Genomic DNA, 12,973 nt, shown 5'->3' on the forward strand with positions numbered 1-12,973 from the left:
TGCAAAGGAGCGCATGTTCATGAAAGTCGTAGTATTAGGTTGCGGCACAATGGGATACGTACACGCCGCTGCATTCAGCCGGATGCCCGGCGTCACGCTGGCCGCTGTGTGTGATATTGATGGGGAGCGCGCAGAACGCGTCGCCTCTTCACTTGGAACGACTTCCTATACCTCGTTCGAGGAAATGATGGATGCCGTCGATGCTGACGTCGTCTCGGTAGCTTTGCCTACTCCCTTCCATAAGGAATATGTGCTGAAGGTCGCTGCATTAGGCAAACATGTCATCTGCGAGAAACCGATCGCACCAACAGCCGAGGACGCTGAAGAGATGATTGCAGCTTGTCGCGCGCAAGGCGTGCGTCTGTTTGTCGGTCATGTCGTTCGTTTCTTCCCTGAATACGTGGATCTAAGTAAACGAATTGGGTCAGGTGCCATTGGTACCGTCGGCGTCGCCAACGCGAAGCGGATCGGCTCCCATCCGGGTGACCACTCGCCTTGGTATGCGGATAAAGAAGCCAGCGGCGGCGTGATCATGGATTTGATGATTCACGATATCGACTACATGCGCTCCCTCTTCGGAGATGTGAAATCGGTTTATGCGCTAAACCGGACGGAGCCTTCACTTGATTATGCACTCGTTACGCTGCGGTTTCACAATCATTCCACCATCGTTCATCTTGAATCCCATTGGGGATATCCGGGCGCATTCACGACTGCCGTGGATTTCGCCGGTACTTCGGGTGTTCTGCAATACGACAGCAGCACTTCTAAGTCGCTGCAAGTTCGCCGCACGGAAGCAGCTGCTGCCGAGAAATCGGTTCAGGTGCCGCAAAGTCCATCCTATCGTGATCCGTATTTCATCGAGCTGGCTCATTTTATCGACTGTATCCGCAGCGGGGCAGAGCCGATCGTGACGGCAGAAGATGCGAAGAAAGCGGTCGAGGTTGCAAGAGCTGCAATGGAATCGGCTGCTACCGGCCAATTGATCCGACTACAATCGACTGCTGGGGAGGCACGCTAATATGACGACTACATCTATCTCGGTTGGCCTGCTTAGTTTCGCCCATGGTCATGCCCACAGCTACACCGGCGAGCTGCTCCGTCGTTCCGATGTGACCATCGCCGGTTTCTGGGACGATAATCAAGACCGTGCCGATTCAATCGCAGCACAATATGGCTTCCGCCATTACGAATCCTTGCAGGAGCTTCTTGGCGCAGGTATCGATGCCGTCATTATCTGCTCGGAGAACGCGAAGCATGCTGATCTGACGCTCGCAGCAGCTGCGGCTAAGAAACATGTCATGTGCGAGAAACCGCTCGGCATCTCCGTGGAAGAGATGGAGCTGATGATTCAAGCTTGCGCAGTGAACGGCGTTCAGCTGATGACCGCCTTCCCTTGCCGATACATCCCAGCCGTCGTGGAAGCGAAGAATTCGATCGACCGCGGCGATATTGGAGAGATCGTTGCCATTAAAGGGACGAACCGCGGCTCGATGCCGGGCGATTGGTTCGTTGTCCCTTCCGCATCCGGCGGCGGTGCTGTTCTCGACCATACGGTGCATGTTATGGACCTGATGAACTGGTTCGTACAATCCGACGTAGTCGACGTGTATGCAGAAGCAGCTACCCTGTTCCATCCGGAGCTGGAGGTCGAAGATGCCGGTATGGTGCATGTCCGCTTCGGCAATGGCGTGATTGCCTCCTTGGATCCAAGCTGGTCCCGCTCCCGTTCGTTCCCGACATGGGGCGACGTCACGATGGAGATCATCGGTACGAATGGCGTCATCAGCATCAATTCCTTTGCACAGAAGAATGACCTGTACAGCAATCAGGAGTCGAAGGCGCAATGGTTATACTGGGGCGACGATATGGACGCAGGTCTCGTGGATGCCTTCATCAGCGCGATTCACAGCAGTTCTGCCGTGCCGATCACGGGCGAAGATGGCTTGAAATCGGCTCGAGTCGCGCTTGCTGCACTGGAATCGGCGAGATTGGAAGCGCCGGTTAAGCTTTAGGTAGTCTTTAAAGTGCGAAAAGAACCCACGGCCGCGGCTGCGGGTTTTTGGCATGACATGATGTTGGTCTAGTCCAAGCCAAATGGGATGCATATGATGGTTTAGCATCCTTATCTTGGGAAAACGGAGCTGAAATTGCCCCTCTCCACCAAATAAAGCCTGTACGGTTCGTTAGATTTTCAAACCGCCTCAAATCGCCCAAATAAGGCCTGTGTGGTTCGTTACAGCGAATGCCTACATACCATGACTATGAGAACCACCTATGCCGTCAATGTGGAAAGGATGCGAAGCCTCCTATGGAATTCAAGCTCGCTGCTGTCGGAGATATTTTGATGATTGGGCCGATTCTGCGGTCTGCCAAGCAACAAGGGGACCGTTATGCGTTCGAACCCCTATTCCAGAAGGTTGCTCCTTACCTCAAACAAGCGGATCTGGTCATCGGCAATCTGGAAACGCCGCTCGCCGGCAGAGAGACTGCCTATACGCGAGCGAACACCAGCACAGGTTTCTCCATGTTCAACTGTCCGGATGAGCTCGCACCAGCCCTGAAGTCCGCAGGCTTCGGCGTCTTAACGACAGCCAACAACCACTGCATGGACCGCGGAATAAAGGGCCTGCTCCGAACCATTCATGCACTTAACGATAACGGTCTGGCTCATACGGGCACCTATGCTTCCGATCCGGGAGTCGACAATCATATCATCGTCGAAGTAAAGGGCCTCAAGGTCGGCATCGCCAACTATTCCAAAGGAACCAACAACATTCCCCTGCCTGCCGGAGAGTCATGGCGGGTAAACACGGTTACTCCCAGCACCTACGCCAAAACAGCCGCACACATCCGCAGACTCGCGGGGCAGGTGGATGTCGTGATTGTTTGCCTGCATATCGGCAAAGAATGCCGTCACGTTCCGCTCCGGCAATCGCGTGAACTCGTGAGGCTGCTGCTCGCTAACGGCGCACACATCATACTCGGCCACCACCCGCATGTCCTTCAGCCGGCCTTCCATACCAAAGACGACCGCTTCGCCATCTACTCGCTTGGCAATTTCGCCTCCACTCGCCTTTACAAGAACGCTGCCACCAATTGCGGCGCCATTGCCCAACTAACCGTTGTCAAAGACGACAGCGGCAAGGTGCGCGTGAAAGAGGTCGGCTACGTTCCCACGTGGACAACGAGACTGACGACATCAAACGGCATAAGCTATCGGGTTCTCCCGATCCCCCAAACCTTGAAGAAGCCAGAGCCCGGTCAATCCGCAGCAGACCGGCAATTAATGCGCAAGGTGTGGAAGAAGATGTCCCCTCTGTTGGTCGAGAAGCGCACCATCACCTGAAACCCATACTGCTCCCCCCACCGTGACCATCCCGGAGAACAGCAAAAAGCCGCATCCCGTTCGGGGATGCGGCTTCTTTCAATCATTTTCGAAGCACCGCGCGAACCGGACTTCCATCCGCCTCGGCCAGCGGCAGCGGGAGTGCGATCAGCTCATAATCCCCCGGTTCAACATGGTCTAGGACAAGTCCTTCCAGAATGTGAATGCCATGCCAAGCGAGCTCATGATGAGCGGGTAATTCTTTGCTGTCGAGCGGATCGACAGATGGCAAATCCAAGCCGATCAGCCGCACGCCATAACCTGCGAGATACGCGGCCATCTCAGGTTCGATTGGCGGTATCCACTGAGGAAACACATGCCTATCCTGCCACGCATCCGTACGAATCAACAGCCTCGTAACCCCCTCGAGCTCAACGCCGGCCAGATCATGCACGCCAATCGATGCAGGGTTTTGCAGATGAATGACTCTCGCCTGCCCAATATATAGATCAAGGTCAAGATCACGGACCCGTTTACCCTCATTGTCAAAATGAAACGGGGCATCAATATGCGTCCCCGTATGAATACTCATAACGATCTGGCCCACATTCACAGAGCCGCTCTCTTCTTTGCTCCAGCTCACCTTGTAGGAGAAGGGGGTGTCCCCCGGCCAAGTGGCGACCTTCTCATCGAGCGGCTGCGAAATATCTATCCAGGTGCTCATGCCTTCGTCTATCCCCTTCCTGCGTATCCCACCCATCACCGGCGTTCGATGCTTACAGCTTAGTGCGCATGCTCCACAGTTCAGGGAAGAACTGCTGATCCAGCGCTCTCTTCAAGTAATTAACCCCCGACGAACCGCCGGTTCCCATCTTATTGCCGATAATCCGTTCCACAGTCGTCATATGGTTAAAGCGCCAGAACTGCTGCTGGCTGCCGATATCCACGAGCTTCTCTGCCAGCTCATAGAGATCCCAATATTGATCGACATCGCGGTAAACGGTGAGCCATGCTTCTTCCACACTGGCATTCGGCTGGTAGTTTTGCGACCAATCCCGGTCCAATGCCTCTTGATCAATCGGCAAGCCGCGCGCTGCGAGCGCTCCGATAGCTGCATCATAGAGGCCCGGCTCGTTCAGTGCCTGCAGCATCTGCGTATACAGCTCGGTTTGATGCTTGAACACAGATAAGGTATGCACGTTTTTATTCCCCATTGCGAATTCAATTAACCGATTCTGATGCGATTGGAAGCCCGAGGATGAACCAAGCGCATCGCGGAAGCCCATATATTCGGCCGGTGTCAGCGTCGAGAGCACGCTCCAGGATTGGATCAATTGCTGCTGAATTCGGGACACGCGCGCCAGCATTTTGAAGGAAGGCTCCAGATCGTTATTGCGGATCGAGAGCGTAGCCGCCTGCACCTCATGCAAGATGAGCTTCATCCACAGCTCGCTCGCTTGGTGAATGATAATAAACAGCATTTCATCGTGGTGGTCCGAGCATCTATGCTGACTTTCCAAAATTTTATCCAGATGAAGATAGTCCCCGTAGGACATCGATTTGGAGAAATCGGTTTGAATATCCTTCTCCAGCTTCCCGCTGCCTTGCTGCTCTTCATGGTTGTTCATTGTGTAAAAGCCCCTCTCAGTAATCATTAGGCAACGACTTCGCGTTCATTCTTAAACTGCTCGTATTCCTTGTCTGCCATGATTCGCTTCAGCTTCTGTACGACTTCCCATACCTCGGTATAAGAGTTATACAGGGCAACCGGCGCAAGCCGAATAATATTAGGTGCCCGGAAGTCCGGAATGATGCCGTTATGTTTCAAAGACTTGCACACCCTTGCTGCTTCCGGATGCTCCAAGCTGACATGACCGCCGCGTCTTACATCGTCACGCGGGCTGCCGATCTCAAATCCAAATTCGCCTAGCTCATGTTCAATTAGGTCGATTAAATATTGATTAATATGAAGCGACTTCTCCCGAATATTCGCAATGCCCGCTTCCGCAAAGATCTCCAGCGCACCAAGTAACGGAGCTAAGCTTAGCACATGAGGCGTGCCGATCTGATATGCCCCTGCCGATTCCGCAGGTGTTAGCGTATGCTCCATATCGAATTGTTTATCTTTTCGCGAGCCGAACCAGCCTGCCAAGCCGGGGTTCTTGCCGAAATGCTTCCGGTTTACGTAGAGCCCGCCGACGCTGCCCGGCCCGCCGCCAAGATGCTTATAATTGCACCAATAAGCAAAATCAACCTCCCACTCGCTAAACGAATGCGGGATCGCTCCGACAGAATGACAACCATCAAAACCAATGAGAATGCCGCGCTTATGGGCCTCCTCCGTCAAACGCTTCATATCTAGGATCTGCCCACTGCGGTAGAGTACCGTCGGCAGTACGATCAACGCAATATCATCGGTCATCGCCGCGATAATATCCTCCTCTTCCAAGAAGCGGCCATCGCGGCTTTTCACTCGTACAAGATGTGTATCGGGATCATAACCGCGAATGCGCAGCTGACTCTGAAGCGCGTAAATATCAGAGGGGAATGTCAATTCATCCGCCAAAATCTTACTGCGCTCCCCTTGCGGCTCATAGAACGTAGCGACCAGCTGATGCAGGTTTACCGTCGTAGAACCGGTCACGATCACTTCCTCCGGGAAAGCGCCGACGAGTCCAGCGCTCATCTCACCTAGCTTCTCCGATAAGGTGAACCACGGGTGATTGCCTTGCATCCAACCGTCAATTCCGTGCTCCCTCCAGTCCGCGAGCGATTCCAGAAGCGTGCGTTCGGCCCGCTTCGACAGGAGCCCTAAGGAGTTTCCATCCATATAAATCGAATCCGGTTTCACGTAGAACTCTTCGCGAAACCTGGAAAGTTTATCTGCTGCATCTAATTGTTTAGCGTAATCTAATGTGGGTTGAAACGAATTGGTTTCCATAGCTGCTCCCTCGTTTTCACAGAATAATCGTTTGCTGAGGTGATCATATCAACCAATATGACATCGTGTCAATATGTTCAAATCGGTCAACCTTCACGCTGCGCCTACGTCTGAACGAACCTTTCATTTTCCATCCGTTTCTTATATTCTAGAAGGGTATGGACGGAGGGGGAGCACGAGATGGCCACAGAGAAAACGATAGATAAACGACACTTACGCTCCGCGCTGACTCGCCAGAAACTATTGGTTGCCGCCAAGCAGGTGTTTCTGGAGGAAGGGTTCCATAAAGCGACCATCTCGCAGATGATTCATGCCGCCTCAATCGGGTATGGAACAGCTTATGTTCATTTTCAAGGAAAAGAAGATTTGTTAAGCGTATTAATGGAGAATGTCATGGAGCAGTTTTATGAAATTGCCGCCATTTCTTTCGTGCCGGCAACGCGGGAAGAAGCGGTTCACACCATACGCAAACAAACCTTAGCTTTTCTCTTAATGGCCGAGGCAGAGCGTCATATGATGCAAGTTTTCGAGCAGGCGATCGGCATCTCATCTATCATCTCCGATAAGTGGAAGGGCATCCGCGAGAAGTTTATTCAGCGGATATCCAGCGACATCGCCTATTCGCAGTCGCATGGACTGGCACGAACCGACCTCAACCACCTGCTGATCGCACGCGGCTGGTTCTATACGAATGAAATGTACCTATGGGAAATCGTTCGGGACGAGCACCAAAGCTCGGTCGAGGAAATCGCAGTCAACATCACCGATCTCTATACGGCAGGACTATATCTCTAAAATAAAACCGGCCTCTGCAGCGAATGCAGTGGCCGGTTTCTGTTAATTGCCTGCTTGTACAATAATGCCTGACTGGTCGCCATCCACGACAATGTCCAATGTAGCGGCAGGATGACTTTGCTCACCTATAACTAGCTTGTAGCTGCCCGGGGCGATATCGGTCAGCTTAAACTCTCCATCCGAGTCCGTCCCCGGCCAGTAACTGCCGTCATTGCCGGATGTTACAAGCCTAACGGGCAAATCAGCAAGCGGGTTCCCACCGGCATCAACTGCCTTACCGCTCAAGGTGTAAGTAGGAACGGATAACTGAAGCGATATTTTGCTCAAATTTGACCCTTTAACCGTGATCTTATTCGAGGTTTGCAGTTTATAACCGGAGTAGTGAAACATAATCTTATAGGATCCGTTCGGAATTTGCTTAAACGTATAGGTGCCTGCAGCTCGATCTGCGTTCGTGACCGGATAATCGCGATCCTCGCCACGCAAATATACACCGGTATTAACGGCTTCTCCATTCAAGTCCGCCACTTGCACCGTTACGGAGTAGCCTGTTCCATTCCCCGGCTGCTGCACTTCTTCGCTGTCGCCGGCATTGTCGTTATCGCCGAGCTCAACCTTATCTTCCGTATCATCCGACTTATTATCATTGCCGAACTGATAAGCTCGCCATAGCATAGCCGCTGCCTGCGCACGGGTAACCGGCTGCTGCGGGCGGAAGGTTTCATCCGGGTATCCCGATGCAAGGCCTGTCTCGATCGCAATTGCCACAGCATCTCTGGCAAACTTGGAAATGCCGTTAAAGTCTTTAAACATCGCCTGGATCATGCTTTGATCAGGCAGATGCGTCTTGTCATAACCCTTCAGCTTAACCAGCGCGGTCGTAACATCCTCTCTAAGTGCAGGCGAACTCGGTTTAAACACCAGTTTCCCGCTGGAGAGCTTGTAACCGTTCAAGTATTGCTTCGATGCTTCAACGAACGGCGTCTCCCAATCGGACGGCTGTAGGTCGGCAAAGGTGGACTTAGTCACCTTCTTCGCTTTCATGCCGGCGGCCAGCATCATGATTTTGGCAAACTCTGCTCTCGTCACGATTTTCTCCGGTCTGAACTTGCCATCGGGATAACCGCCCAACACGCCGCGCTTCGCTAAGTCCTCAATCGCAGTCAGCGCCCAGTAATTATTGGCGACATCTTTGAAGGTTGAGCTAGCAGGCTGACCGTAATTAGGGTCGATATCATTGCCGTAATCCAGCGAGCCGCCCGGAGCAGGAGGCGCCTGGTCAGCCGGCGCTCCGCTCGATGCGCCTTTCACCACGACAACGCCGGCCTCTACATGCCATACATACTCTGTACTGATGGATGGCGCAATGAGCTGGTAAGAGACACCGTCGACCATTTTACTCAAGTCATTAATATGGAATTCAAAACCCGAGTCTGCCGGATCTCCAAACCCACCTCTGAGTTGCGCATACACATCCGGATAGCCTTCCGCCTTAAGCACAAAATCCGTTCCTGCCTTATCAATAAACACCATGTCTGAACCGTTAATATGCTCTCGCGTGGATACGATAAAGTCGAACGACACGTCTTGAATGGGCTTAATAATTCGAGGATCGCCCTTCCACAACGCTCGGTAAATATGAACATCACGGAGCTGACTTTCCGCAGCCGATGCGGAATAAGCCGGTATGAGCAGAGCGATAACCACAATAAGAAGTAACAGCTTGGATAAACCTTTCATGATCGATGCCCCTTTATAAAGAAATGAAAGGTGTCCCCGCTTAGGAGGACACCGAACTATGTGTTAAGACGGAAACTCAACGATCTCTGCTTCCTCGCCATCCACGATATCGACGACTTCCTCGTCATCGCCATTCTCTTCCTTGTTCTCATCCCCATACTGATACGCTCTCCAGAGCATCGCTGCTGCTTGCGCGCGCGTTACAGGCTGCTGCGCACGGAATGTCTCATCCGGGAAGCCGGAAACGAGGTTGTTCTCAATCGCCAGTGCCACGTAGTCCTTCGCATACGAGGAAATCGAATTGCAATCCTTAAACATCGCTTGAATAATCGTGCGGTCAGGCAGCTTCGTCTTGTTGTAGCCTTTGAGCTTCACGATCGCTACTGCAACATCCTCACGAGTTGCCGGTGCATCCGGTTTAAATACGAGCTTGCCGCTCGAAAGCTTATATCCGCTCAAGTACGATTTGGCAGCCTCTACGAAAGGAGCTTCCCAATCCGTTGCTTTAATATCGGAGAAGCTTGTTTTGGCTACTTTCGCAGGGGTAAGCCCCGCTGCCAGCACCATGATTTTCGCAAACTCAGCACGCGTAACGACTTTATCCGGTCTAAACTTGCCATCCGGATAGCCGCTGATGACGTTTCTTGTATTCAGGTCTTGAATGGCGCTGAAAGCCCAATATTGATTCGTAATATCCGAGAACTGGGATTCGCCGACACTGTTGTAGTTCGGGTCGATGTCATTGCCATAGTTATTCGGATTGGATGGCTGGCTTGGCTGTGCCGGTTGTGTCTGCTCTTCATTAAGGACCTTAACTGTCGTCTCGTTGTATGCAAGCGGGTTGCGGTTATCATCATAGAGAATCGTCAGCGCGTAATAGGTTCCGCCGCTTGGAAGGCCGCTGTTATAACCGCTTGCCGAATACGGCTCAGGCAGGCCCACATAGGCTGCAACGCCGATTTCATTAACAGCAAATGGAGCATTGGAGGATTGAACGGTAATATGCGTAAATAATTGCGCTTGTTCAGGCAGCTCTGTCCGGTTGATGACGGTTTTGAAGCTCTTCACACCCGGGATATGCTTCAGACCGGCTGTTAGCTCGACTGCACTGCTGGCAGCTGTCGTTTCCTCTGCATAGGAATAGTTCCTGAGACTCACTGTTGCCAAAACAACAATTAATGCAAAACATAGCACAGCTTTCAATGATAAATGCCGTGCGCGATTCTTTCTAATAAACCCTTCCATGTTGGCGGATGCCCCTCTCATCTTGGCAAATCTATCTATTAGTTTTATACCATAAATCACCATGTAAGAGTAGGAAATAATAGGATAAATTGCCTAGTTAACCTGCAACGTTCGACAGAACACAAGAAGGCCACATCCGCACCCGGATGTGGCCTTCACTGCTTATAGTTTAAACTTCTCAATCGCTTCTTCCAGACCCGAGCTTCGCAGCTTCAGCTGCTCCGTTGTAACGGCAATTCGCTTGGTCGCTGCCAGTTGATCGGCTGACATTCTCTGAATCAATGCGGTGTTGTCTGCAGCTGTACTCGAGATTTGCGAAATTTGCTCTACCGATGCCGCAACCTCTTCTGAGCCTGCCAGCACTTCCTCAGCCGCCGCGGAGATCTCCTGAATCTGACTGTTCACCAGATGGAATCGATCAACCGTCTGATCAAACATCATTTCCACATAACCGGACAGCTCCGTGCTCCGGTTCATCTCTGCGCTGCCTTCCAACATTCGCTTGCCGATATGAGCGGACTCCTGCGCAATCTGCCCAAGAAGCGAAGTGATGTGATTAGCAGACACAGAAGAAGCTTCAGCCAGCTTACGCACCTCACCGGCTACAATGGCAAAACCCGAGCCATGCTCTCCGGCTCTTGCCGCCTCAATGGAAGCATTCAGTGCCAATAGCTTCGTTTGATCCGCAACACTCGAGATGGAAGCAAGCACCGGCTCCATCTCTTGCATGAATGCATTCAGAGCTAAGACGGATTCGTTCGTCTGCCTTGCTACATCGGAGATGGAGACCACTTGCGTTCTTAGTTGGTGAATGGAATTACGGCCCTGTTCCGCGGAATCAAGCGCTTCTACAGAGGCGCTCGACACTTGAGATGACGCCTCGGATACGCGCTGAATCGCGTACGTAATTTCCTCCATCGATTTGGCGCTTTCTTCTGCTCCGATACGCTGATGCTGCGCGCCATCCGCCAATTGCGAGATGGATAGCTCGAGCTTCTCGTTCAAGTCGACCAGCTGCCCCGCCTCCGAGCCAAACTGATCAGTGGAATGAATGAGATCCTGCGTCGTTACCTGCATATCCCGAACTACATTGCCTAGCGTAACGCCAAGTCTGTCGCTCATTTTGTTCATCGCCGTGAAAGCTTGGCCGATCTCATCGGGCGAGCTTACTCGCATGGTGCCAAGATGTCCCTTCGCAGCAGAGAAGTCTCCTTCGGCCATCGCTTCTGCCCCTTTTACGACAATCCTTAAAGGCCTTAATGCACGGGACAGGAACACGGTAATGAAGATAAACACAAGCAAGATTACAATACCCATGATGACAAATAACGGCGTACTCGATTTCAAAACTTCCTTATAGATGGTTGTCGATACCGAGATATCCGTATCAATACCAATAGCGCCAATGATCGTACCCGATTCATTGCGAAGCGGCGCGTAAGATGAAATATAAGTCCCATATTCGGGATTATGAATAATGCCGGATTTGGCTGATTTTCCTTCTAACACCAACGCTATGGCATCCTTCGGCATATCAGTCACTTCACCAATCGGTGAAGCATCCTCATCCGCTTTAGGCTGACCATCGATTAGAATAATCGGTTCCCCTTGGTCATTGATTTGAATCGTATATACGTACAAAGCGCCGATCCGCTGACGATAATCATTCATGGCATCCCGAATTTGCCAATAGAGATCATTCTCCTTAGCATCCTGCGCATACGTCTCGTATTGCTTGACATCGAATTGTCCCGCATAGGCCTCAGCTGTATGCATGCCAAAGCTGCCGATCGCTTCTTCGCTTGCTTTCCTCGTGTTCTGGACTTGCAAGTAAATCAAAGTGGTAGACAGGATGACGAGAGTAGCCAAAATAAGAACAGATAACTTCACCGCCAGCCGGCTTCTAATGCTTAAGAACATGATACGTTTACTCCTCCTGCAGACCTATGTAATGGCTTCCACACTAGTCTACCATAATTTTCTCGCCAAAACTCCCCAAAATATCCCATGAAACAACAAAAAACGACCCCAAAAGGTCGTTCATCCTCACGATTAGGCTTCCCGCCTTAATCTTCGATCCCGAGCTGCAGCTTGCGTATACCGCGCACGCCGTCCAGTCCGGTAGGATCGTTCTGTGTCTTATGGTGAGCAAACTGCTCCGCCCGCTCAGAGGTACGGATGCGCAGCGGCTTCTCTTCCATCGCCACCAGCTCCCACATCACTTCCGCAACCGCGTCTGCGGACTGAGGCTCCGCGTTACGGCTTAAGAACGACTTCGTATACTGATCAATGATCGGCTTATACTCGTCCTCCAGAATACCGCCTGTACTTGCGACATGCCCCAGCACAGATTGGGTGAAATTCGTCGCGATTGCGCCCGGTTCCAGCAGTGTCACATCAATATTGAAGAATGGCTTGTAGTAGGTAGCCAAACTCTCAATCAAGCCCTCTACCGCAAACTTGCTTGCACAGTAGATTTCATTCATCGGCTGACCGACCAAGCCGCCTACGCTGGACGTTGCAATAATATGGCCATGACCGGCCTTCTGCATCATAGGCAGCGCTGCTTGAATCGTATGCATGACGCCATACACGTTCGTGCCGAAGATATGCTCGATTTCCTGCATTGGCGCTTGTCCCAGCGCGCGCAGATAGCCGATACCCGCATTGCAGAACAGTACATCAAGCTGCTTCTGCTCCCGTTTGATCTCATCGATTACGGTACGAATCGTATCCGGATCCGTTACCTCCATTTCGCGGTAATGGAGATTGTCATACCGTGCATACTGTTCCTGATCCCGCTCCAGCTGCCTCGTGCCGGCATATACAATCCAGCCGTTTTGTGCAAACTTAAGCGCGGTTGCGAGCCCAATGCCTGCCGACGCGCCGGTTATTAGTATGGTTTTGCTCATCGTTATGGTTTC

Annotated in this window: 11 protein-coding genes; 4 read left to right on the forward strand and 7 right to left on the reverse strand. The window is 51.9% G+C overall.

Translation table 11 applies throughout. The annotated features are described in order from the left end of the window. The first annotated feature begins 19 nt into the window (after nucleotides 1-19). The 3 genes from AC0YN4_RS23440 to AC0YN4_RS23450 all read left to right on the forward strand — a co-directional run bounded on the left by AC0YN4_RS23440 (nucleotide 20) and on the right by AC0YN4_RS23450 (nucleotide 3,349). Nucleotides 20-1,021: a Gfo/Idh/MocA family protein gene (locus AC0YN4_RS23440; RefSeq protein WP_475782889.1), complete on the forward strand. Its 1,002-nt coding sequence runs from the start codon at nucleotides 20-22 to the stop codon at nucleotides 1,019-1,021. A gap of 1 nt (nucleotide 1,022) precedes the next feature. Next, nucleotides 1,023-2,015, forward strand: coding sequence for a Gfo/Idh/MocA family protein (locus tag AC0YN4_RS23445; RefSeq protein WP_475782890.1), 993 nt, complete (start codon nucleotides 1,023-1,025; stop codon nucleotides 2,013-2,015). 296 nt (nucleotides 2,016-2,311) lie between these two features. Further along, nucleotides 2,312-3,349: a CapA family protein gene (locus AC0YN4_RS23450; RefSeq protein WP_475782891.1), complete on the forward strand. Its 1,038-nt coding sequence runs from the start codon at nucleotides 2,312-2,314 to the stop codon at nucleotides 3,347-3,349. Nucleotides 3,350-3,431: 82 nt separating this feature from the next. On the opposite strand, the gene kynB is transcribed toward AC0YN4_RS23450, so the two are convergent. Genes kynB through kynU form a run of 3 tightly spaced genes read right to left on the reverse strand, consistent with a single transcriptional unit; the run spans nucleotide 3,432 to nucleotide 6,269 of the window. Continuing rightward, entirely contained in the window at nucleotides 3,432-4,052 is a 621-nt protein-coding gene (kynB, locus tag AC0YN4_RS23455) for an arylformamidase (RefSeq protein ID WP_475836915.1), read from the reverse strand. A gap of 52 nt (nucleotides 4,053-4,104) precedes the next feature. Further along, nucleotides 4,105-4,956, reverse strand: a complete 852-nt coding sequence (gene kynA / locus AC0YN4_RS23460) for a tryptophan 2,3-dioxygenase (protein WP_475782893.1) — start codon at nucleotides 4,954-4,956, stop codon at nucleotides 4,105-4,107. A 26-nt stretch (nucleotides 4,957-4,982) separates the two neighbouring features. Next, entirely contained in the window at nucleotides 4,983-6,269 is a 1,287-nt protein-coding gene (gene kynU, locus AC0YN4_RS23465; RefSeq protein ID WP_475782894.1) for a kynureninase, read from the reverse strand. Nucleotides 6,270-6,449: 180 nt separating this feature from the next. Between kynU and AC0YN4_RS23470 the strand changes: the two genes are divergently transcribed. Next, nucleotides 6,450-7,064: a TetR/AcrR family transcriptional regulator gene (locus AC0YN4_RS23470; RefSeq protein WP_475782895.1), complete on the forward strand. Its 615-nt coding sequence runs from the start codon at nucleotides 6,450-6,452 to the stop codon at nucleotides 7,062-7,064. Nucleotides 7,065-7,106: 42 nt separating this feature from the next. Here AC0YN4_RS23470 and AC0YN4_RS23475 read toward each other — a convergent pair whose 3' ends face one another. The 4 genes from AC0YN4_RS23475 to AC0YN4_RS23490 all read right to left on the reverse strand — a co-directional run bounded on the left by AC0YN4_RS23475 (nucleotide 7,107) and on the right by AC0YN4_RS23490 (nucleotide 12,961). Next, nucleotides 7,107-8,804 carry an S-layer homology domain-containing protein gene (locus AC0YN4_RS23475; RefSeq protein WP_475836916.1) on the reverse strand — a complete coding sequence of 566 codons (1,698 nt, stop codon included), beginning with the start codon at nucleotides 8,802-8,804 and terminating at the stop codon, nucleotides 7,107-7,109. Nucleotides 8,805-8,867: 63 nt separating this feature from the next. Next, on the reverse strand, nucleotides 8,868-9,962 hold the full coding sequence (locus AC0YN4_RS23480) for an S-layer homology domain-containing protein (protein WP_475836941.1): 1,095 nt from the start codon (nucleotides 9,960-9,962) through the stop codon (nucleotides 8,868-8,870). A 249-nt stretch (nucleotides 9,963-10,211) separates the two neighbouring features. Then, the gene (locus AC0YN4_RS23485) at nucleotides 10,212-11,969 is read right to left on the reverse strand and encodes a methyl-accepting chemotaxis protein (RefSeq protein ID WP_475836917.1); all 1,758 of its coding nucleotides are present in this window, start codon (nucleotides 11,967-11,969) and stop codon (nucleotides 10,212-10,214) included. Nucleotides 11,970-12,115: 146 nt separating this feature from the next. Further along, on the reverse strand, nucleotides 12,116-12,961 hold the full coding sequence (locus AC0YN4_RS23490; protein ID WP_475836918.1) for an SDR family oxidoreductase: 846 nt from the start codon (nucleotides 12,959-12,961) through the stop codon (nucleotides 12,116-12,118). Nucleotides 12,962-12,973 lie beyond the last annotated feature (12 nt).

This window comes from Paenibacillus sp. J22R3, assembly GCF_056269305.1.